15 protein-coding genes are annotated in these 22,589 nt (G+C 45.6%); 1 reads left to right on the plus strand and 14 read right to left on the minus strand.

Going from position 1 to position 22,589, the window contains the following annotated elements; genetic code table 11:
• Positions 1-307 precede the first annotated feature (307 nt).
• The 12 genes from HF312_01575 to HF312_01630 form a co-directional block, all read right to left on the minus strand.
• Positions 308-2,185 (minus strand): 2Fe-2S iron-sulfur cluster binding domain-containing protein, encoded by a 1,878-nt coding sequence (locus tag HF312_01575; protein ID MCU7518873.1) that lies wholly within the window; start codon positions 2,183-2,185, stop codon positions 308-310.
• On the minus strand, positions 2,175-3,398 hold the full coding sequence (locus HF312_01580) for an iron hydrogenase (protein MCU7518874.1): 1,224 nt from the start codon (positions 3,396-3,398) through the stop codon (positions 2,175-2,177). Before HF312_01580 ends, HF312_01575 begins: the two co-directional genes overlap by 11 nt.
• Before the next feature lie 8 nt (positions 3,399-3,406).
• On the minus strand, positions 3,407-3,880 hold the full coding sequence (nuoE, locus tag HF312_01585; GenBank protein MCU7518875.1) for an NADH-quinone oxidoreductase subunit NuoE: 474 nt from the start codon (positions 3,878-3,880) through the stop codon (positions 3,407-3,409).
• Between the two features lie 4 nt (positions 3,881-3,884).
• Entirely contained in the window at positions 3,885-4,265 is a 381-nt protein-coding gene (locus HF312_01590; GenBank protein MCU7518876.1) for a response regulator, read from the minus strand.
• A gap of 184 nt (positions 4,266-4,449) precedes the next feature.
• Entirely contained in the window at positions 4,450-5,952 is a 1,503-nt protein-coding gene (locus HF312_01595) for a response regulator (GenBank protein ID MCU7518877.1), read from the minus strand.
• Between the two features lie 114 nt (positions 5,953-6,066).
• Entirely contained in the window at positions 6,067-6,480 is a 414-nt protein-coding gene (locus HF312_01600; protein MCU7518878.1) for a response regulator, read from the minus strand.
• A gap of 12 nt (positions 6,481-6,492) precedes the next feature.
• Positions 6,493-8,484, minus strand: a complete 1,992-nt coding sequence (locus tag HF312_01605) for a GHKL domain-containing protein (GenBank protein ID MCU7518879.1) — start codon at positions 8,482-8,484, stop codon at positions 6,493-6,495.
• Positions 8,485-8,552: 68 nt separating this feature from the next.
• Positions 8,553-10,295, minus strand: coding sequence for a 2Fe-2S iron-sulfur cluster binding domain-containing protein (locus tag HF312_01610; GenBank protein MCU7518880.1), 1,743 nt, complete (start codon positions 10,293-10,295; stop codon positions 8,553-8,555).
• Between the two features lie 30 nt (positions 10,296-10,325).
• The gene (locus tag HF312_01615; GenBank protein MCU7518881.1) at positions 10,326-12,311 is read right to left on the minus strand and encodes an NADH-quinone oxidoreductase subunit NuoF; all 1,986 of its coding nucleotides are present in this window, start codon (positions 12,309-12,311) and stop codon (positions 10,326-10,328) included.
• Positions 12,308-12,802 carry an NADH-quinone oxidoreductase subunit NuoE gene (gene nuoE / locus HF312_01620; protein MCU7518882.1) on the minus strand — a complete coding sequence of 165 codons (495 nt, stop codon included), beginning with the start codon at positions 12,800-12,802 and terminating at the stop codon, positions 12,308-12,310. The genes HF312_01615 and nuoE (HF312_01620) overlap by 4 nt, the downstream gene beginning before the upstream one ends.
• Before the next feature lie 306 nt (positions 12,803-13,108).
• Positions 13,109-13,600: a 5-(carboxyamino)imidazole ribonucleotide mutase gene (gene purE, locus HF312_01625; GenBank protein ID MCU7518883.1), complete on the minus strand. Its 492-nt coding sequence runs from the start codon at positions 13,598-13,600 to the stop codon at positions 13,109-13,111.
• A 155-nt stretch (positions 13,601-13,755) separates the two neighbouring features.
• On the minus strand, positions 13,756-14,424 hold the full coding sequence (locus tag HF312_01630) for a DUF2807 domain-containing protein (GenBank protein MCU7518884.1): 669 nt from the start codon (positions 14,422-14,424) through the stop codon (positions 13,756-13,758).
• 278 nt (positions 14,425-14,702) lie between these two features.
• On the opposite strand from HF312_01630, the gene HF312_01635 reads away from it, so the two are divergent.
• On the plus strand, positions 14,703-18,710 hold the full coding sequence (locus HF312_01635; protein MCU7518885.1) for an AAA family ATPase: 4,008 nt from the start codon (positions 14,703-14,705) through the stop codon (positions 18,708-18,710).
• A 104-nt stretch (positions 18,711-18,814) separates the two neighbouring features.
• On the opposite strand, the gene HF312_01640 is transcribed toward HF312_01635, so the two are convergent.
• Both HF312_01640 and HF312_01645 read right to left on the minus strand, forming a co-directional pair.
• Complete coding sequence (locus HF312_01640) at positions 18,815-19,324, minus strand: bleomycin resistance family protein (GenBank protein MCU7518886.1); 510 nt, start codon at positions 19,322-19,324, stop codon at positions 18,815-18,817.
• A 107-nt stretch (positions 19,325-19,431) separates the two neighbouring features.
• Positions 19,432-22,542, minus strand: coding sequence for a PAS domain S-box protein (locus tag HF312_01645; GenBank protein MCU7518887.1), 3,111 nt, complete (start codon positions 22,540-22,542; stop codon positions 19,432-19,434).
• Positions 22,543-22,589 lie beyond the last annotated feature (47 nt).

Raw genomic sequence — 22,589 nt, forward strand, 5'->3', positions numbered from 1 at the left:
GCCTTAATAAGGAAAATTTTTTGGCAACATACGGCAATTCCAACTTTCGCACAACAAATTTTTTTATTTATTTTAAAATTCTTCTCCCGGATGAAAAATTTTGCAGGTTTATTTAAAGAATATAATACTATAGGATACGCAGTCCGGTTTTGCTGATTTTGACAGATAAGAATTAATGCCGGAAATTACCACCCGGGACTGCGTGAAAGGTGCTGCGGTTTGGATTTCAAATTCCTGCAAATAAAAATAAAGCCGGACATATGTCCGGCCTTCATTTGCAATTGAGGCTCTAGCAGTTTACTTCACGTCACGCGATTGATTTACCGCGTTTTACGTAGTGAGTATGAAGCAGGTGATGTGAAAGCTCGCTGCAGGGACCTTCTGTCAGGAAGTTCTCATAAATATATTTCACGTAAGGGTTCTCATGCGACTTTCTGAGCGTGAGCCCTTCATCCTCGGCGTAGATTGCCTCTGCACGTTTTTTCCTGATCTCTTCTGAAGTCGGTATTGGCTGCCCTCCTCCGCCAAGACATCCGCCGGGGCATGCCATGATCTCTACAAAATGAACGTCGCTAAGTTCACCCTTCTTCAGCATTTCCATGACTTTCTTTGCATTTGCAGTGCCGTGGGCAACAACAAACTTCAGTTCCACGCCTTCCAGGAAGCTGTATTCAGCCTTTAGATCTTCAAGTTTAACCGAAGCCTGCTTTATACCTTCAAAGCCGCGGCATGGGGTTATATTCAGGTTCTTAAAGGGAACTTCCCTTCCGGTTACGAGTTCATAGACAGTTCTTAAGGCAGCTTCCATAACGCCGCCCGTTGCTCCAAAGATGAGTCCTGCTCCCGAGGCATCTCCAAAAGGTTCATCGAAATGGCTCTTCGGCATTTCAGGCAGGTAAATGCCTGCTTCCTTGATCATCTGTGCAAGTTCACGCGTCGTAAGGCCGTAGTCGACGTCCTTGAAGCCTGAGGCTCTCATTTCCGGGCGGTTGCATTCAAACTTCTTTGCCGAGCAGGGCATCAGTGCAACCGAAACTATGTCCTTGGGGTCTATGCCCGTTTCCTGTGCGTAGAAAGTTTTTATGACGGCTCCGAACATCTGCTGGGGTGACTTTGCGGTTGAAAGGTAATCCAGGTATTCTGGATAGAAGTGTTCTATAAACTTTACCCAGCCCGGTGAGCATGAAGTAAACTGAGGCAGCCTGACCGACTCATCGCCAAGAACGATTGCTTTTTTAAGGCGGTTTAAGAGCTCCGTGCCCTCTTCCATTATTGTGAGGTCGGCTGTAAAGTTTGTATCGAAAACTCTGTCGAAACCTATTCTGCGCAGAGCCGAATTAAGCTCCCCGGTCAGTGAATGCCCGGGTTCCAGGCCGAATTCCTCTCCTATTCCTGCCCTTGGCGAAGGAGCCGTCTGAATTACCACGTGCTTTTTCGGGTCATCAATTGCCGCCCAAAGCTCATCCGAAGGGTCATTTGCACGCAGGGCTGCCGTAGGACAGCGGTTGATGCACTGCCCGCAGTTTATGCAGATTACATCGGCAAGAGGCTTATCGAAGAATGTGCCTATGTGTGTTTCGTGCCCCCTGTCAATTGCTTCAAGAACACCTACTTCCTGGAGGTCGATACAGGTTCTTACGCATCTTTTGCAGAGCACGCACTTATTCATGTCCCTTATTACCGAGGCTGAAGAACGGTCAACTTCATATCTGGGTTTGTCCAGATGTCCGAAGTTGTACTGATCCACACCGTACTCCTTGGCAAGCTTTTGGAGCTCGCAGTTCTGGTTTCTGAAGCATGAATAGCATTCGCCGTAATGCTCGCTTAAGAGCAGGTCAATTATATTGCGCCTTGCCTTTCTTACCATTGGAGTGGAAGTGTGGATTTTAATCGGAGCAGTTATCGGGAACGTGCAGGAAGCCTGCAAAGTACGAATGCCCTCTACCTCAACAACACACACCCGGCAGACGCCGGCAACGCAAAGGTCATCGTGATGGCACAGTGTAGGAATGTGGATCTGGTTCTGCCTGCAGGCCTCAAGTATAGTTGTTCCAAGGGGAACGGAAACCTTCTTCTCATTTATCTCAATTGAGACCGTGCCGCCTATGGTATTGATATCCTTGGGTTTTTCAACAATATGAGGCTTCTGGCTGACGGGTACCCTGCTTGTATCTTTACTTTCCATTACGACCTCCGTAACCATTTTTATTGAATATTTCCTCTTTAAAGTTTTCAAGAATGGATAAGAATGCGTTCGGGCTCGACTGTCCCAGACCGCACTTAGAGGCTACCTGCATGGTTTTGCCGAGTTCTTTAAGTTTATTCAGCTGGCTGAAGGTGTAAGTTCCCTTTTCCAGCTTTTCGATACCCTCAAGCAGCTTCACGTTTCCAATCCTGCACGGAGTACACTGCCCGCAGGATTCTTCGACAAAGAATTCCATGAAGTTCCTTAGTACCTTCAGCATGTTGCGGCTCTCGTTAAAGATCATTATTGAACCGCCGGTTGCCGCGTCCTCATAGGCCAGGCTCCTGTCGAACTGGCTTTTGGGCACGCATATGCCCGAGGCGCCGCCGACCTGTACGGCTTTTGTATTCTTTGCGCCAACAATTTCCAGGAGGTCTTTTATTTTTGTCCCCCACAGGAGTTCATAGACTCCTGGGCGTTCGCAGTCGCCCGAGACAGAAAAAAGCTTTGACCCGGTGGATTTATCGGTCCCGAACTTTTTAAACCACTCTCCCCCTTTTACCACAATGTGCGGCACACTGGCCAGTGTCTCAACATTGTTTACCACAGTAGGCCTTCCCATGTAACCGGTATTAACCGGGTAGGGCGGTCTGTTTCTGGCTTCGCCGCGGTTTCCTTCGAGGGATTCAATTAAGGCTGTTTCCTCGCCGCAGACGTAAGCGCCTGAGCCAAGGCGGATTGTGATGTCAAAGCTGAAATCCGGGTTTCCAAGTATATTATCACCAAGGAGGTTATCCAGCCTCATCTGTTCAAGATAGTCCTCGAGCGCTTTAAGCATATATTCATACTCGCCCCTGAGGTAAATTATTCCCTGCTTTGCTCCAAGCGTAAAGCCTGCAACAACAATGCCGTCAAAGACAAGTTCGGGGTATTCAAGAAGTAGCACCCTGTCTTTGAAGGTCCCCGGTTCACCCTCATCGGCATTACAGACGATAAATTTTTCTTCCGATTTTGATGCTGCCACGAGCATCCATTTTGTAGCTGTCGGGAACCCGGCGCCTCCGCGTCCTTTTAGTTTGGATTCCCTGAGTTCAAGGAGTACGTTCTCCCGGCCAATCTCCAGAGCTTTTCTGATGCCGTAACCGCGCGTATAGCTGGAAAACAAAACAGCCCCTTCGCGCTCTGCGGCGGGTTTATTTCCGTTCAGTTTCATATTGGCTCCTATTTGATTTCATTTAGAATATTAATGGCTTTTTCGGGTGTCAGGTGAGTATAAACCTTGTCGTTTACGATCATTGCGGGGCCCTGATCACACATTCCAAGACAGTTAGCATATTCTAAAGTTATCCTCTTATCCCTTGTAGTTTGGCCGAAAGTAATTCCCAGTTCCCTTTCAACAGCCCTGGCAACCGCCTCTTTGCCCGACATGTCGCAGGCAATTGTCTGACACAGACGTACAATGTTTCTGCCCTGAGGTTCTGAATGAAGAAATGAATAGAAAGAAACTACGCTGTATACTTCAACAGGATGAATATCCAAAAGCCGGGCAATTTCCTGCTGAACAAAGTCACTTATATACTTGTGTTTTCTTTGCACTGCCTGGAGTATCGGGAGGAGGGCTGAACGTTCGGTCCCGTATTGATCCACAAGGCTTTCAACTTCTTCTGTCAACGAGTTTTTTTCCAGTACCAGCATTTTTTTACTCCTTAACCTGGTTGACCAAAAGTTTTTCTACTTTTTTAATTAGTTCATCCGGAGTGATCGGCTTTTCTACAAAGTCATCCACAGGAACCATTTCACCTACGCCATAATCCATTCCTATAGTCTTGGAAACCGATGAATACATGATTATGGGAGTGTGGATGTTTTCCCTTCTGAACTTCTGTGCAAGGAAGAACCCGTCATCAGGCTCATCCATCATTACGTCCAGGATGATAAGGTCCGGGTTGTGCTTCAGTACAATTCCATAGCCGTCGTTGGGATTTGTAGCTGTAATTACCTCATATCCTTTCGATTCCAGAACCAGCGTACTGGCATCAAGAATATCCGGATCATCATCAATGATTGCGATCAGTGCCATAGGCATTCTCCAATTAAAGTTATTAGAAGTTATTATTTAGGACGAGTGAGATTTATAATTACGGTCAATTATCCGGAAATAAAGAATCTTCTTCAGACAATCAGTTTTCAGACAATTATGCTTCGGGAAATAATATTACAGGAGTAAAGCTTCAGGAAAAAAATACCGGCTGAAACCTTTCGGGCTAAGACGCAATTCCGCTCTGCTTGTTGATGCTGAGCGGCAAGTAGACCGAAAAGGTTGTGCCCTCACCGGATTTACTTTCAACCTCAATCTTCCCTGCATATGAGTCAACTATGCGTTTTACAATTGACAGCCCCAGCCCGGTGCCGCTGATACCACGGGTTTTATCGTTTTTCACCCTGTAGAATTCCTGGAAGAGTCTGGACTTTTCTTCTTTTGTCATGCCTATACCGGTATCAGAAATCCTGGTAATAATATAATTGCCCGAGCTGCTGATGCTTATGTCAATTGAACCGTTGTCTTTATTATATTTTACAGCATTGCTTAGTATGTTTGTAAAGAGCCTGTTAATTTCATTCTGGTCAGCCTTGAGTTTGGTTCCCGGAGAATCGATGTGAAAGTTGACGGTAATTTTTTTCTTGTGGAGTTCAAGTTCGAGGAATTCGATAATGGATCTGACAGTCTGACTGATTTCAAGCTCTTTAATTTCGCGCTGTGTTTTCTTGAGTTCCATTCTGGAAATATCCAGCAGGTCGTTTACCATTACAACCAGGTTCTGCAGCCTTGTGTAGGATCTTTCAAGGAAGTCCTTCTGCTGCTCTGGTGAAACGTTAACTTCGTTGTCCAGAATTATCTTAAGAAAACCAATTACGGCTGCAATGGGCGTTTTCAGCTCATGCGCCACCATGGAAACGAACTGTGACTTTATGGCTTCAACCTTAACGGATTCCGTTATATTTCTTATTACTGTAACAACGCCTGCCAGCGATCCGTCCGCATGCGGAACAGGTGAGCAGGTGGCCTCAATAACCAGCTCTTTGTTAGGTTTGAGCTCAATCTGTGTAGAATATGAATTCGGGATGTAGGTTTCGGAATCAATGAATTTTTTGATGATCTGTGTAATTTCATCAGGAAGGATTTCGAGGATTACATCCCCGATAAATATTTCATGAAGATCCAGGTACTTCAGGGCACTGGAATTATAGAGTACCAGTTCACCGGTCTTGTTTACTACCAGCGCTCCCTCGGTAATTGAATCAATTATGGTTTTTAATCTTGTCTTCTCATAGGCTATCTCCAGGAGCCTCTCCTCCCTCTCTTTTCTCAGCCTTTCGGCCTCCAGTATTAAGAGGCGCTTCTCATAGCCTTTCCTGAGCTGGAGAAGGAGTTCGTCCGGAGTAAACGGTTTGGGAATGTAGCTGTAAGCACCCAGCTTTGTGGACTCAATTGCAGTGTCATAACTTGCATATGCAGTTGCAATAAAGCATACAGTATTCGGATTTGCCTTACGGATCTCCTTGAGCACCTGGATGCCGTCAATATCAGGCATCCTGAGGTCAATGATAGCCAGATCAAACTCGTTCATCTTGGCCAGGCGGATCCCTTCGGTTCCGTTTTCCGCAGCCTCGGCATAAAAGCCTTCGCTTTCCAAAAGACGCTTTGTGCCGAGCCTGAGTCCCCTTTCATCATCCACAATCAGGACATGTGGTTTATGGTTTTCCACTTGTTTTCCCTTTTTTTATTTTAGGAACATATTTCAGAACAGATGATGAATTTAAAGCCAGATACTTATCCCGGATAAATTTACGAATAATAATTGATATACATTATATAAAAATCAGGCCACAGTTTCAAAGAAATGCTCCAGTTTTTTAAGGAGCTCTTCAAAAACTATAGGCTTGTTGAGCACTGCATCGCACTTTATCCATTCCTTCTCCTCGCTTGTAGAGGAGCCGAATTTATAGCCCGTAAGGTACGTTGCGCTTGTAAGAAGAAATACGGGAATATTTTTTCCGTAGGGATCTCTTTTTATCCTATGGCAAAGAATGAAACCCGAATCGTGCTCTTCCATGATAAGGTCTAAAATTGCGGCATCAGGCTTTTCTTTCTTAAACTCGTTCCAGCCATCTTCCACGTTTTCAGCTGTAATAATTTCATAGCCTTTGGATTTCAGCAAGATCGTATGCTGTTCAAGAAGATCAATATCGTCATCAACCAGAAGAATTTTTTTTACTTTTTCGTGAACTGACATTTATTCAACTCCTTAGTTCATAATAGTTTGATTGTTAAGATGAGAAGGAAGCTTCAGCGTGAATGTAGTCCCCTCACCCAGTTTACTTTGAACCCCAATGTCTCCTCTGTGCATTTTTATGATGCCATAGGTTATTGCCAGGCCGAGGCCTGTGCCCTTTCCCATTTTCTTTGTAGTAAAGAAAGGGGTAAACAGCTTACTTAAATTTTCTTTTGGTATGCCGCAGCCCGTATCCTTAAATTCCACGACGAGATATTCCTCCTGCCTCAATACCCTTACAGATACATTCTTATCTTTCTTGTCCTCAAAAGATTCAAATGCGTTGTTCAGGACGTTAAGGAACACTTCCTTAATCTGGTCGGCATCGGCTTCAATAACCGGTTCTTCAGCCGTATTTTCCAGGACTATCTTTACGTCCTTATAGACCGGATTAATGGAAAAAGCCTTCATGATCTTGGATAAAAGCTCCCAGATATTGATTTTCGAAAGTTTCAGCTTCCCCTGACGCGCAAAGTTCAGAAGATTAGCTACAATATACTTGCAGCGGTTGGTCTCATCGATTATCATGTTGAGATCTTCCGTGTACTGATTGCAGCCCGAGACCTTCGACCATTCATTCCTGAGCATGGATGAATAGAGTAAAATTGTGCCCAGAGGGTTATTTATCTCGTGCGCCACACCCGCGGCAAGCTGCCCGATTGAGGCCAGCTTTTCTGCCGAGTGGAGCTGCTCCTGCGTATTTTTCAGCTCATCATAGGCTTTTTCAAGCTTGTCAATTAAATACGGCAGGCACATTTCATCCTCAGCCAGACCCTTTGCAATTGCAACGGCATACTCACGGCATGAAACATAGCCGCAAGCCGTGCAGTTGAGCTCATCCTGCTTTTCAAATTTATTAGAACGGGCCAGTATTTCCTTTATCTTCTCTTCAGAAGGCATCGGCTTTCTCTGGTTTTTCGAAGAGAAATTCCTCCTGAAACTGATATTCCGGCTGTTGAAAATGTTGCTTTTCCACAAATGCTTGTCAACGTTGTTGATCTTTTCTTCGCAATACTTAATGACCTTTTCCCTTTTTGAGTAGTAATTAAGGTCACTGTCAATAGCCGGGCCGCTGATGCACCCCTCGCAGAAAAGTATGTCAACAAATTTCGAATTAATGTTTCCCTGCGCTATCTCGTTGAGTATTTCAAGCACTTTGTCCTTGCCTTCAACAACAATGGTCTCTTTGGCAAGAATGTCGTTCGAAATAGAAGCCGTCTTCAGGAGTCCGCCCGCAAGAGGGAAAACCTTTCCCATATGTGAGTGCGGCGGGTCAAAATCGTCATCCGGAAGGCCGGAAAGCTCAATTTTCTTGTTCCTGAAGATTTCCTTCAGCTCTGTAAAGGTAAGAACGGCATCAATTGCGCCTGACACCTCGTCGTCTATATACTCGCTTTTTTTTGCAACACAGGGCCCTATAAAGACAACCTTAATGTCTTTTCCCAGGTTGGCCTTCAGGTATCTTCCCATTGCTATCATGGGAGAGACGATTGTAGCCAGGTTCGGCACCAGCTCTTCACGATATTTTTCAATATAGTTATAAACAGCCGGGCACGACGAACTGATTATCGTCTTGCCATTAAAGGATTCCATTTCCCGGGAATAAAGCTGCCCTATCAGATCAGCCCCGAATGCGGTCTCTGCAACCGTCTTAAAACCCAGAAGACGAAGTGCAGCAGGCAGCTTTGTATAGCTTTCGGGAAAAGAGGCGGCAAACGACGGAGCAATTATGGCGACGGCCTTACCTGTGGTAAGTATATCCTCAAGTATAACCTCAATGTCGCTTTTTATCTGCTTTGCCTGCTGTGAGCAGACTTTCAGACAATGCCCGCAGCTGATGCACCTGTCCCCGATGACCACAGCCTGACCATTGACAACCCGGATAGCAATAGCAGGGCATTCTCTGATACAAGAGTAACATCTTTTGCATTTCTGCCCTATTGTGCTTACAATACTTTTGCCCATTGCTCTCGGATTCTACCTGGTTATGCAAACAATATAAAGCTGAACTTAAAAACTACCTGCTGTACCTTTTAACCGACACTGTTCTTTAGGAGTTCTTTTCTGTCGGTATACGTAGTATGCAGAATTTCATGCGATTTATGGCTGTTCGGCTCCTTGAAAAACTCCTTATAGATGGTTTTTACCGCCTCGTTATCATGGCTCCTGCGGCAGGCCATCTCTGCATCTATTTCATAGAGAGCTTTAATTCTCTTTTGTACCTTTTCAGGCTTGTTGTGTATCGGCTGTCCCCCGCCGTTTATGCAGCCGCCGGGGCAGGCCATAACTTCAATGAAATCGTATTTTGACGTGCCATTCTGAATTTCGTCCAGAACAGGACCGACGTTTCCGATTCCATTGACAACAGCAATATGTAATTCCATACTATCGATCTTTACGGAAGTTTCTTTAATGCCCTTGAGTCCGCGTATGTCTTCAAACTCAAGCTTTTCAAGCTCGTTTCCGGTAAGTATGTGGTATGCTGTTCTAAGGGCCGCTTCCATTACGCCGCCTGAGGTTCCGAAGATTACGGCAGCGCCGGTTGACTCCCCTAGCGGGTTGTCGAATTTGTCTTCGGGAAGATCGCTGAAATCGATTCCGGCCATTTTGAAATACCTGACTAGTTCGCGTGTTGTCAGAACTGCATCTACGTCCTGCATCAGGACTTCAGAGAGTTCCGGGCGGTCAGATTCAAATTTCTTAACCGTGCAGGGCATGATGGAAACAACAAATATATCCTTCGGGTCAAGCCCCATCTTCTTTGCATAATAGGTCTTTGTTATGGCGCCAAGCATTTCATGAGGCGACTTGCAGGTTGAAATGTGTTCAAGCATTTCAGGCCTGTTCTGCTCAATGTATTTAATCCAGCCCGGGCAGCAGCTTGTAAACATCGGGAGCTTCTTATTATTCTTGATCCTGTTGACCAGCTCCGTCCCCTCTTCCATAATTGTAAGGTCTGCGGCAAAGTTTGTGTCAAAGACCTTGTCGAAGCCGAGGCGTTTTAAGCCCGTAACCAGCTGTCCGGTAACGTTTGTGCCCATAGGGAGGTTGTATTCCTCACCCAGTGAAGCACGCACTGCAGGAGCAACCTGAGCGATGGTAAATTTTTTCTTGTCGTTCAGAGCGTATGCCACTTCTTTAAGAGCGCTTCTTTCCCTCAATGCTGCCGTAGGGCAGACGAGTATGCATTGCCCGCAGAGTATGCATTCGCTGACATTGATCCCTTTGTTGTACGGGGTCGTAACTATGCTTGAAAATCCCCTGTTTGTAAAGTCAATTGCACCTACTTTCTGAATCTCATTGCACACACGGACGCACCTGCCGCAGAGTATGCACTTGGCAGGATCCCTTTCAATTGAAGGGCTTGAAACGTCGATAGCATGTTTTTTGGTTTCTCCTGCGTAGCGGTGTTCTCTTACGCCGTACTGTTCGGAGAGGTCCTGCAGCTCGCAGTTCTTGTTGCGGACGCAGACGAGGCAATCCTGCGGATGATTTTCAACGAGCAGTTCCACAATGGTTTTTCTTGCGCGCCTTACCCTCGGGGAATTTGTTTCAACCACCATTCCCTCATAGACCGGATAAGCACAGCTTGGGATGAGTCCCCTCTGCCCTTCGACTTCCACAACGCACATACGGCAGGCTCCTGTGGGAGTCAGATTCTTCAGATGGCATAAAGTAGGCACATGTATTCCCACAGATTTTGCAGCATCAAGAATTGTCATTCCTTCTTCTGCATTAACTTTAATACTATTTATGGTTAACTGAACCATTAGAATCTCCTACTATTTCGATTTAATCGGAAAAAATTAGTTTATCTCAATAGCCTTAAAACGGCAGCTTTCGAAACACATGCCGCACTGAATGCATTTATCCTGAATAATGTAGTGTGCCTGCCCCTTCTCTCCGGCAATGGCTTCATTTGGACATTTCTTCAGGCAAAGCCCGCAGCCCGAGCAGATGCTGTTGTCTATGGTAAATGTCAAAAGCTCCTTGCAGACTCCTGCAGGGCATTTCCTGTCGTAGAGATGAGCTTCGTATTCTTCCTTAAAGTACCTTAAGCCTGAAAGGACCGGGTTTGGAGCCGTCTGCCCGAGGCCGCAAAGAGAGGTATCTTTTATCACGTCGGCCAGGCGCTGCAGGTGAACAACCCCCTTGAACCTTTGCAGCTGGTCCAGTTTGTCCTTTGTATTCTTGTAGCTCCTTGGAATTCTTTCAATTATTTCGAGCATGCGCTTTGTTCCTTCGCGGCACGGCACGCATTTTCCGCAGGATTCGTTCTGTATAAATGAGAGGAAGAATCTTGCTATGTCAACCATACAGGTATCTTCATCCATTACTACAAATCCGCCTGAACCCATCATGGCACCTACGGTTTTGAGAGATTCATAGTCAACCTGTGTCTTAATGACGCTGTCAGGAAGGCATCCGCCCGAAGGGCCTCCTATCTGAACAGCCTTAAAGAGCTTGTTGTTTGGAATTCCGCCCCCGATCTTGAAGACCACGTCTTCAAGCGTAACTCCCATAGGCACTTCAACGAGGCCCGAGTTCTTGATTTTGCCGGAAAGCGCAAATACTTTTGTTCCCTTGCTCGATTGCGTACCGATTGAGGAGAACCAGCCTGAGCCTCTGGCTATTACGGCAGGCACGTTGGCAAAGGTTTCAACGTTATTTATGATGGTCGGCTTACCCCAGAGCCCTGAATTAGCCGGGTAAGGGGGTCTGGGCTTCGGCATTCCGCGCTTGCCTTCAATTGAGGCAATAAGTGCCGTTTCCTCGCCGCAGACAAAAGCTCCGGCACCTTTTTTAACTTTCAGGTCAAAGCTGAAATTGCTGCCAAGTATGTTCTTACCAAGCAGTCCGTATTTCCTGCACTCTTTAATTGAGTTTTCCAGCCTTTCAATTGCAAGCGGATATTCTGCACGGCAGTATATATAGCCGTTGGTGGCTTCAATTGCATAGGCAGCAATGAGCATTCCTTCAATTATCCTGTAGGGATCGCTTTCCAGGACTGAGCGGTCCATGAATGCACCCGGATCGCCTTCATCAGCGTTGCAGATGATGTACTTTACGTCGCTCTTATTCTTAAGGGCGAGTTCCCACTTCTTTCCTGTAGGAAATCCGCCGCCGCCGCGTCCCCTTAGTCCACTGGCCAGGACTTCCTTTACAACGCCTTCTGGTTTCATGAGGCGCAGGACTTTGTCAAATCCTTTGAAGCCTCCTACACTTAAGTAGGCGTCAATTGATACAGGATCGATAATTCCGCAGTTTTCAAGTACAACTTTAAGCTGATGCTTGAAAAACGGGTCTTCGTTGATGTTTGGGACTTCAGGAGTGGATTTTCCGTGGGTTCCTAAGAGTTTTTCCTTGAAAACTCCTTTTTCCACTATTGTCCTTTGTATGAGCTTTGGGACAATTTTAGGGACAATTTCGCAGTACGAAATTCTGTCCTGTCCGGGGAGTTTAATGTCTACAATTACTTCTTTCGCACAGTAGCCTATACAGCCTGTAGCTACGATGCGGGCATTGATATTAAGTCTTTTTAATTCATTTACGATAGCCTCTTCAACTTTTTTCGCCCCTGATGCCAGTCCGCAGGTACCCATTCCAATAAAAATTACAGGAAGGTCGTGCTCCTTAAAGGTCAATTGTTTGTTCAGGCTGATGAACTTTTCCTGACATTCGGAATTATGGTGGCAAAGGGGGCCTTCGGTGCAGCATGTAACAAATTGGCTGCACGGTTTTTCTAAGCTGTGCCAGCATTCATCACAGCATTTATCCAGAAAGGTTTTCATTGTTCGCTCGTAATTTGTTCTTCAATTTTTTCTGATGAGACTTCTGAAGCAGTATATTTTTTCAGGATTCTCGGGATGTCCTTTACGGTTGCTCTGCCGTAATAGTCATCATTTACAACAATAACAGGAGCAATACTGCATGCTCCGATACAAGCTACAACTTCCAAAGTAAAATTCTTATCTCTTGTGGTCTCCCCTGCCTTGCAGTTCAAGGCTGTTTCCAAAGCAAATAACAGGTTTGCTGAACCTTTCACGTGGCATGCTGTTCCCCTGCATACTCTTATGATGTTTTTCCCAAGGGGTTTTAATCTGAACTGGTTGTAAAAGGTAGCAACTCCATAGATCCTGCTCAGGGGCATATCAAGAAATTCGCTAATATCCATCAGAGCTGATTCGGGTAGGTAACCATATATATTCTGCACCTCTTGCAGCAAGGATATTAAATTGCTTTTATCTTTGGGAGGATAATTGGAGAAAATGTTTGAATGCATCTTAATACCTATGTTTGGTTTGCTATGACTTTTGCAATTAATGTGCCATTTTTCGCCCCCTCATTTTTAGCTCAAAATGGGCACATATGAGTTTTTATGACGGATACTTATTGTGAATTTTTCTAACAATAACTATTATTTTCCTAACAATAAGAAAAGGAAAAAGTACAATAAAATTGGACCTCTGGTGCAATTTGGGCGGATAATCTTGATTTTATGTGGAAAAAGAAATGAGAAGCCCTGAATGCCGCCAATGGGGCATTCAGGGCCCTTTATTTTAGAATTGCTCAGGACCGGAGAAGGTTACTAGCCGATCGCATTGTTTTTTGCCGCAGATTCTTCTGCAAGTTTCTTCTTGTAATTCTTTACTTTCTCAAGCAGGCCCTTGTCCTCCACTGCCAGGATCTGTATGGCAAGAAGAGCCGCGTTTTTCGCTCCCCCGATAGCTACCGTAGCTACAGGAATGCCTGAAGGCATCTGAACGATGGACAGCAGTGAGTCCAACCCGTTTAAGGATTTACTTAAAATAGGAACTCCTATTACCGGCAGCGGAGTGTATGCCGCGGTTACACCCGGAAGATGTGCTGCCCCTCCGGCGCCTGCAATAATTACCTTAATACCCCTGTTTATGGCCTCTGTAGCATATTCTGCCAGCATGTGAGGTGTACGGTGTGCCGATATGATCTTAAGCTCGAACATGACGCCGAACTGATCGCAGACACTGGCGGCTTCTTTCATTACGGGCAGATCGGAATCGCTTCCCATTATTATAGCTATTTGCGGACTGAAATTTTCCATGTTTTTTCCTGAAATTGTTGCTTTCAAAAGATACATTCAATTTAAGAAAGATTCAATTTTCTCCTATTGCACTTTAGCCAGCAAAAGAAAAAAACAGGACAAAAAAAAAGGAATACCCGGCAGGGGGTATTCCATTTTATTAAAAATTATGCGCCTTATTTTTCAGTAATTGAACCGATGCCTGAAACGCTTCTTCTCACATTCTTGGGGTTTCCGTAGTAATCCAGGCTTCCCACACCCGATATGTCGGCTCTTAATTCCTTAGAGGCGTAAACCTCGGCCTTTGAAGCGCCGCTGATTTCCACATTGGCGTTATCTGCAAGAAGGTCACGGGCTTCCACTTTCACGGCACCCGAGAGGCTTAGCCTCAGCATGCCGGTTTTGCCCGAAAGATACATTTTCCCGGCACCGCTTGCATCGAGCTTAATCCTGTCGTTATTTACGTTTTCAACCGTTATGTTGCTTGCCCCGGAAGTTTCCACTTCATCAATATTAGAAGCCGTAATATTTACCTTTATCTTTTTCTTCGGGTTTATGCTCTTTGTATTATAAATATGCAAAGTATTTCCGCTGATTTCCGATTTTATTAGCGGCAGAATATTACTTTCAGCACTTATCGTCACACCCGGAGTAGAGCCGCAGGTGATATTTACCTCATATGCTCCACCAATATCAACCGCGTTAAAATCGCTCAAAGAGCGTGTTTCTTCCCTGCTTATGCCGCTTCCTCTTACACCGCCAAAGCCGTGGCAGTTGAATCCGAAACCGTGGCAGCCGGCAAAAACGAGAAATAATAATGCTGAAGCCAGTAAAACTCTTTTCATATGTCCTCCATGCTTAAAATCTTGACCCTTCTGGAAATTTAGACGCAGGAAGTTTCAGGAAGTTCTAAATTAAACATTTTTTTTTCATTTAGCCATGAATGGAGCCTGAGGAACAGTTCAATAACTTTTGGACTTCTTTCGATAGTAAAGTCCCGGTAAACCCGGTTTTTTTAAAGAAAAATATTATATATTTGCTGAACCATTTCAAGCAGCAGGCTTAAAGCCCGGCTCAGATCGCAAAAGGTCCAAAACGAAGTAATTCTTGAATTTAAGATAATATGAAAATTAAAGATATAAACGGCACAGGTTCCATTGACTTAAGAGAGCTCATAGCAACGGCATACGGGCACTTAAGGAACGGAAGATTTCAGGCGGCGCTTGAGACTTCAAGACAGGCCTACGAGGCAATGCCAAATGACAGCAGCGCAATTATCTGCCACGCCTGGGCGCTTCTGGAGAACGGCAGCCCCGCCAAGGCTCTTGAACTGGCAAACCTGGCTGTGGAATCTGACGAACACAGTTTTAATTCGCACCTCTACAGGGGCCTTTTCCTCAGCCGTATGAGTATTTACGAAGGAGCCTTAAGCGATCTTGACGTTGCAGTTAAAAACGAGGAATATCTCTTATCGATGGCTTACTTAAGCCGGGCAAGGAGCCTTGCCGGACTGGGAAGGTACTTTGAAGCCCTGGAGGAGATGGAAAAAGCCATACTGGTCTCGGGGGAGAATGTCCCGGATTTTAAGGAGCGCAAAAGATGGTACAGAATTGCAGCCGGATATAACGACCTCTTTGAAGAAAAGGCAGATGCCGGAATAGAGCAGCTTGAAGAGGCTGAAAAGGCGCTCAGCTTTGGCGAGAACTGGTTTACGCTTCTTATTGCAGGAAAGATCATTTCCAATAAATTATCAGGAAATGTTTCTGAAGAGATGCTCCAAAAGGCACAGATACTGGAACTGCGCGCGATGACTGCTCTTTTTCAATACCTCCCCGCCCTGCAGAAAGCAGAAAAATTAAAAGAAGGCCTCCGGGGAAATGTGGAATTTAAGGCCATTTATGTTGAGCTTTTAAGGCTCTGCAGTAAAAAGAATAATGATGATCCGGAAAGCCCTCTTCCGGCAGAAAAAGAGCGTGAGGATTCTCAAAACGCCAAAGAAAAGCCTTCTCCTGAAATTGAAGACAAAAATAACGGGGTTATAAGCCTCCGTAAAAGAATAGATTTTAAGAGCCACTCAAACCCCTTCGCGGAGTTCCTGGATGCTAAAATGTTCCCGTTCAGCTCCAACACAAGCGGAGAAATTAAAAGATACCTCGTACAGTTCAGCGCCCGGAATACATCCTTTATCGGAACGGAGCTTCTCCTAAGTAACCCGTTTTACCAGACGAGGGATTTCAGCCTTTCCGGCGAGGCTCTCTGGTACCTGAACGGAGAGGAAATAGGCCGGAACAGCTTCAGCGTCTTTATTGATAAGTCTTGGGAGGAGGCAACTTTCGTCCAGTACTGGGGGGCTGAGGTTCCGGGATACTGGGAAAAAGGACAGGCTAGAGTTGAAATCCTTATTGATGAACATAAGGTATGTGAACGCTGGTTTTTAATTTCCACAACTGAAATTGAGCAGTCGGCTGAAGCAAGATATCTGCCCGATGAAACTGAAACCCTGCCCGGGGAGCCTGATCCCGTCCCGGAGATAAGTCCCGTTAAAGTTAACCGGAACTACTCTTACCTTCCGCTTCCACAGGAGGAGGAGCCGCTTGAGGTTCTGCTCCAGAATCTTGATAGCCTTACGGGGTTAAATAAAGTTAAAGAAGCTCTGAGGGATTTTATCAGCTATCTTGAATTTCAGAATGAAAGGCAAAGGCTGGGCCTTAGCAGCAGCTCAAACTTTACGCTGCACTGTGTTTTTCAGGGAAACCCCGGTACAGGTAAAACAACTGTAGCCCGTATGCTGGGAAAGATTCTTAAGGCGATGGGTTTTCTTGAAAAAGGACACATCGTTGAAGTGGACAGGGCCGGCCTCGTGGGACAGTATATAGGCGAGACCGCCATAAAAACAGACAAGCTTGTATCGGAAGCCATGGGCGGCGTGCTTTTTATTGACGAGGCCTACAGCCTGGTTAAAAAGTCAGGCGGCGGGCAGGATTTCGGCCAGGAGGCAATTGACACACTCTTAAAAAGGATGGAGGACCATAAGGGTGAATTTGTGGTCATTGCAGCAGGTTATCCCGAGGAAATGCAGGCTTTCCTTAATTCCAACCCGGGACTAAAAAGCCGCTTTACACACAGCTTTGACTTTGAGGATTATTCACCCGAAGAACTTCTGGAGATATTTAAGGCAACAGCTTCTGCCGAGGAGTATACTCCAAGCGAAGAAGCCCTTGAAATGATAAAAAAAGAATTTACGCGCCTTTACAGGAAGCGCGACAAATCTTTCGGCAACGCCCGTTTGTCCGGCAGGTTCTTTAACGAATCCAAGCTTCAGCTGAGCAGAAGATTTACCAGGCTAAGCGACCAGGAAAAGTCAAAACAGGCTATGATGACGATTACTGAAGAAGACATAAAAGCGATCCTTTCAACAGAAAAGGAGAAAAATGTTTCAATCCCGATTGATGAAGAAGCTCTCAGCCGTGCTCTGGAAAAAATAAACAGCCTTTCAGGAATTGAATCCGTTAAAAAGGAGATCTCCGAGACCGTAAAGCTAGCCAGGTATCTGGCAAGCCAGGGAGAGGATCTGAATAAAAAGTTCTTATCGCACCTTGTTTTCCTTGGCAATCCCGGAACCGGAAAAACAACAGTAGCCCGTATATACAGTGAAATTATTTCAGCCCTGGGGATCCTGCCCCGCGGGCATTTAGTTGAGGCCGACAGGCAAAGGCTGGTTTCAGGCTATACAGGGCAGACGGCCATTCAGACCTCGGAAGTTATTGACCAGGCTCTTGGCGGCACACTTTTTATTGACGAGGCCTACAGCCTGGTTAAAAAGTCGGGCGGCGGGCAGGATTTCGGCCAGGAGGCAATTGACACACTCTTAAAGAGGATGGAAGACGACCGCGACAAGTTTATTGTTATTGCCGCCGGGTACACCGATGAAATGAAAAATTTTCTGGAGAGTAATCCCGGACTCAGGTCGCGCTTTACAAAAACCATTACATTTGAGGATTATAACCCCGACGACCTGCTTGAGATAACGCTTTCCATGGTCTCCCAAAAAGGCTTCTCACTTGAAAGTGATGCAAGGGAGCCTTTAAGAAAATACTACAACACGCTTTACAGAAACCGCGATAAATCCTTCGGCAACGCCAGAATTGTAAGAAACCTTGTTGAAAGCGCACTGAAAAACCAGATGCTCCGCATGTCTGAAATGCCCGAGGCCAGGAGAACCGAAACCGAAGCCGGAACCATAAAACTTGCGGATATGAAGAGCCTGATTTACGGCGCAAGTGAGAAGAGAAGCTTCAGGGTAGAAGGCGACATAGAGCAGCTGAACCACTGCATGCAGGAGCTTAAAAACCTGACCGGGCTTCTGCAGGTAAAAAAGACGGTCGAGAAACTCGTCTCGGGCCTGAAAGTGGCGAAGCTAAGGGAGAAAAGAGGCCTTTCAGTTATTGAGAAAAATATGCACGCTGTTTTCCTGGGAAACCCGGGAACCGGAAAAACAACGGTTGCACGCCTTTTGAGCAGGATATATAAAGAGATGGGACTCCTGGAAAAGGGGCATTTAGTTGAAGTTGACCGGGCCTCGCTTGTTGCAGGATACCAGGGGCAGACGGCAATTAAAACTGATGAAGTTATCCGTCAGGCACTGGGCGGCACACTCTTTATTGACGAGGCATACACACTTTCCAGGAATGGCAACGACTTCGGACAGGAAGCAATAGATACACTCTTAAAAAGGATGGAAGACTTCAAAGGGCAGTTTGCCGTAATTACCGCGGGATACCCTGATGAGATGAACCGCTTTTTGAACTCAAATCCGGGCCTGAAATCCCGCTTTTCGAATATACTTACATTTGAAGATTATTCCCCCAGGCAGATGCTTGAGATTGCGGCAAACATCGCAGACGAATCGGGCTACAAGCTTGATGAGGGGGCTCTGCAGTTTCTGCTCGAGATCTTTACGCGCCTTTACACAAAGCGCGATAAGAATTTCGGCAATGCGCGTACTGCCCGTCAGATCCTCTACGAGACAATAAGCAACCAGGAAGAAAGGATCTCAAAGCTCACAGATGTAGGCGATGAGGACCTGATGACAATTACAATTGAAGATGTTGAAAGACTGGCGCAGTTCTGAAAAATGGACCGCTGAAAAAGGGCCCGGAAAAAAGGAAGTGCATAAAAAAAACTGCAGCAATTAAGATTACCGCAGTTTTCAAATGTTTCTATGTCTTAAGAGGCTTATTTTTTGGAGGCTTCAGAGAAGGTTAGAATATAACCGTTATTGTCCCTTGTTGTAAACTCCTTGGTGCCGTAGAATGTCTGGTGCAGTTCCCTTACCGTCTGAAGGCCCGAAGCCATAATTTTGTCGTAAAGAGGAATTATGTCATTTACCTCAAAAAACAGGGAAAATGTACCACCAATCTGCTGGTCACTCGGCATATTCATATCCTGGCTGAAGCTTTCCCTTTTCTGAACCATCAGTTCCACTTCGCCATTAGAGAGAATTGCATAATTATACCTCCCCGTGTCCGGTATAGTTACTACAGCATCAAATCCGAAATTATCGTGGTAAAACTTTATCGTCTCATTAACGTCGTTTACCATTAAATTAGGCGTAAGCTTCTTAAAGTTAAAATTTTCCTGAACTGCTTTTACGCGCGGCTTTCTTTTAAGCTGCTGATCAGAATGCCTGATGCAGCCGGTTAAAGCTAAAGTAAAAACAAGCAGTAAGCTGAAAAGAATTTTCATGTCTATAATTGTCCAAATTTTATATTATTAACGAAAGTTATACAAAAAAAATACAATTTTAAATTAAGATATACATGTTACAGTTAAATAACAGATCCCATACCGGGTCAGTTATTATCCTTTTTCAGGGTAACCGTAACTTTTGTACCCTTGCCTTTCTGACTTTCAACCTTAACTGAGGCACTGTTCAGATCGGCATATTTTTTCACCAGTGCCAGGCCGAGCCCGTTCCCTTCGAATCTTCTCGTGTAACCAGTTTCCTCCTGTGAAAAGGGAGAGAATATCTTTGGAAGGTAGTCCTCTGAGATTCCTATACCCGTATCCTCTATGATTACCGACGTTACATCCGGATGCTCATTCATGAGAGAAATTTCAACGCCTCCCTTCTGCGTATACTTGATGGCGTTGTCAATCAGGTTCTGGAACATCTGTGTAAGTGAATACGGATCACCGGTAATTATTTCATCATTATTGCTGAAGTCGCCTGAGAGTAAAAACTCCAGGTCCTTCATCTTCGCCTGGTTCTCGAATTCCTTGAATAGGCTGTCCAGTATGTCGGACCTCAGGTTCAGCTTTCTGGGGTTCATCTCGTAGCTGCCCGACTGCAGCTGCGACATTGAAAGTATCATGTCGATTGTTCTGGTCAGCCTTCTTCCGCCGCTGTCAATAATCTTAAAGACCTGTCCCATTTCATCCGGAAGTTTCTCCTCGAACTCAGACCTCAAAAGGGATGTAAAGCTCAGGATTGTATTAATGGGCGTTCTTATTTCGTGCGACATTTGGGCCAAAAAGTCGCTCTTTAGCCGGTCGGCTTTTTCAGCGGCCTCTTTTGCCAGTATCAGTTCCTCTTCGGCGCGCTTGCGTTTTTCTTCGACTCCAATTGCAGTTGCGGCAATGCTCAAAAGCCTGAGGTCATCGCGGCTTGGAGCATAGTCATCGCGGTATAAAAGACACAATGAACCCGCGGGCTGGCCATAACATGCAACCTGCTTGCCGATATAGGTCTTCAATCCGTATTTGACAACATTCGGGTCGCTGTCGGCATAATTTGTTTCATCCAGGTTCTGTATGACCCAGATCTTATTCTTGTCGCCATGAATAACGTCATAGCAGACGTGCCCGGCCGCGTCGTCTTTGGTGCAGAAGCCTTCCGGTGTATTCCACTGCCCCAGGCTGCAGAACTTGTCGCCCTCAAGGCGGTTGTAGAGTGCCGATGTAGCAGAAAGCTGTTCGCCGCAGAGTGCAACCAGCCGGTTAATGTTTTCCTTTGCATCAGCACCGAAACTGAGCATACAGTCGTTAAGTTTTGCAAGCCTCTCTTCTGATTTTCTCCTTTCCGTAATATCCCTGAAAACGCTGAGAATAAGGAGTTCCTGCCCGTGCAGTACAAGTTCAGAATGGGCTACATCAAACCAGGCTCTCTTCCCGTTCCACAGTGTTATCTCAGGCTGTGAGTGAGGGATGACTGTTCCCGTCCTTACCCTTTCCACATAGCCCGAAATAGTTTCCCCCCGGAGATCCTCGTGATAAATTATTGAGATTGGCTTTCCTTCCATCTGGGATCTTTGCATGCCAACCAGTCTGCAGAAAGCCTCATTAACCATTTTAACGTTGCCATACCTGTCGGCAAGCCTCATTCCATCGGCAGAGTTCTCCCAGACGAGCCGGAAGAGCTTTTCAGATTTCTGGATTTCCTCTTCGGCTTTCTTTCTTTCGGTTATCTCCAGCATTCCCACTACAATTCTCTTTGTCCCCGGAATCAGAGCAGCAGTGTTGATCATATACTTTTCATGCCCCCACTTATCCCTGAACTTGTATTCATATGAATGCGGAGCGCTAAAGGAATCGCTTAGCCTGTCAGTCCTGTAACCTCTTATCCTCTCGCGGTCATCGGGATGTACTACTTCAATCCAGCTTAATTTTCCTTCAATTTCCTCTTTTGAATAGCCCGAAGTCCTGCAGAATTCACTGTTGGCAAGACTTATAATACCGTTTTCCTCAACAATTACTATACTGCTCCCTGTATTTTCAAACGTCGTACGGTATCTTTCTTCGCTGAGTGCAATAGCTTCCTGGCTGCGTTTTCTTTCCGTATTGTCGCGTATAATGGTCTGAATAGCAGGCATACCCTCATACATAATGAATCCGGCAGATACCTCAACGTCTATTACAGTTCCGTCGAGGCGCACTATCTTTTCCTCTTCAATAGGAGCGCTGCCGCCCGTAGCCATCATGTATCTAATGCGCTCAGCTTGAGCTTTATGGTAGTCGGGATGCACAAATTTCATTGGTACTTCCCCTACGACATCCTCGCGGCTTTTGGCACCTACCAGCTTAACGGCAGCCTCATTGCAGTATATTGATTTGCCGCCGCTATGGACGAGAATGGCATAAGGAGACAATTCTATCATATTCCGGGCATTTTCCTCAGACTGGCGGAGTGCATTCTCGGCAGTTTTCCTTTCCTTAATGTCACGGAATACGAGGACGACCCCTGTAATAGCCCCCTTTTCATCTTTTATAGGGGAAGCGCTGTCGTCTATCGGAATCTCTGCCCCGGTTTTTGACCTTAAAACACTGTGGTTTGCAAGCCCGACTATTACGCCGTCTCTTATTACTTTGGCTACCGGGTGCTCCATCGTTTCAAGCGTATTTTCGTTGAAAATGTGGAATACTTCCTCAAGCGGCCTGCCCAGAGCTTCTGAAAGCCTGAAGCCTGTAAGTTCTTCTGCAATAACATTCATAAATGTTACTTTGCCTAAGAGGTCTGTTGTAATTACAGCGTCTCCAATGCTTTTTAGGGTCGTGGAAAACCACCTTTCATTAGACTTCAGCCTGCTTTCGGCATCGTATTTATAGAGCGCCATTTCAATTGTGGTCTGAAGGTCTCTTTCATCAAAGGGTTTCAGCACATAGCCGAACGGTTCGGTAATTTTTGCGCGGTTTAAGGTAGCCTCATCCGAGTTTGCCGTAAGGTATATGAGGGGGATATCTAGTTTCGACTTAATTTCTGCTGCGGCTGTAATTCCATCTGTAACACCTTCAAGACCAATGTCCATGAGCACCAGCTGAGGTTTGGCTTCCAGAATTTTCTTAACTCCGTCTTCCGCCGTTGATTCAATGCCGCAAACCTGGTAGCCGAGGCTTTCCAGGCTGTATTTCAGATCGAGCGCAACAATACTTTCGTCTTCAACAATAAAAATTTTTGCTTTTGCCATCAGAGGGCAGACTCCTATGGAAAATTAATAAATAGACAGAATATTCC

The organism is Ignavibacteria bacterium, assembly GCA_025612375.1.
In the GTDB taxonomy this organism is placed as follows: domain Bacteria; phylum Bacteroidota; class Ignavibacteria; order Ignavibacteriales; family SURF-24; genus JAAXKN01.

Excerpts from the sequence above, each read along its gene's own strand:
- HF312_01575 (MCU7518873.1), bottom strand. The coding sequence starts at position 2,185 with ATGGAAAGTAAAGATACAAGCAGGGTACCCGTCAGCCAGAAGCCTCAT.
- HF312_01580 (MCU7518874.1), bottom strand. The coding sequence starts at position 3,398 with ATGAAACTGAACGGAAATAAACCCGCCGCAGAGCGCGAAGGGGCTGTT.
- nuoE (MCU7518875.1), bottom strand. The coding sequence starts at position 3,880 with ATGCTGGTACTGGAAAAAAACTCGTTGACAGAAGAAGTTGAAAGCCTT.
- HF312_01590 (MCU7518876.1), bottom strand. The coding sequence starts at position 4,265 with ATGGCACTGATCGCAATCATTGATGATGATCCGGATATTCTTGATGCC.
- HF312_01600 (MCU7518878.1), bottom strand. The coding sequence starts at position 6,480 with ATGTCAGTTCACGAAAAAGTAAAAAAAATTCTTCTGGTTGATGACGAT.
- HF312_01605 (MCU7518879.1), bottom strand. The coding sequence starts at position 8,484 with ATGGGCAAAAGTATTGTAAGCACAATAGGGCAGAAATGCAAAAGATGT.
- HF312_01615 (MCU7518881.1), bottom strand. The coding sequence starts at position 12,311 with ATGAAAACCTTTCTGGATAAATGCTGTGATGAATGCTGGCACAGCTTA.
- nuoE (MCU7518882.1), bottom strand. The coding sequence starts at position 12,802 with ATGCATTCAAACATTTTCTCCAATTATCCTCCCAAAGATAAAAGCAAT.
- purE (MCU7518883.1), bottom strand. The coding sequence starts at position 13,600 with ATGGAAAATTTCAGTCCGCAAATAGCTATAATAATGGGAAGCGATTCC.
- HF312_01630 (MCU7518884.1), bottom strand. The coding sequence starts at position 14,424 with ATGAAAAGAGTTTTACTGGCTTCAGCATTATTATTTCTCGTTTTTGCC.
- HF312_01635 (MCU7518885.1), top strand. The coding sequence starts at position 14,703 with ATGAAAATTAAAGATATAAACGGCACAGGTTCCATTGACTTAAGAGAG.
- HF312_01640 (MCU7518886.1), bottom strand. The coding sequence starts at position 19,324 with ATGAAAATTCTTTTCAGCTTACTGCTTGTTTTTACTTTAGCTTTAACC.
- HF312_01645 (MCU7518887.1), bottom strand. The coding sequence starts at position 22,542 with ATGGCAAAAGCAAAAATTTTTATTGTTGAAGACGAAAGTATTGTTGCG.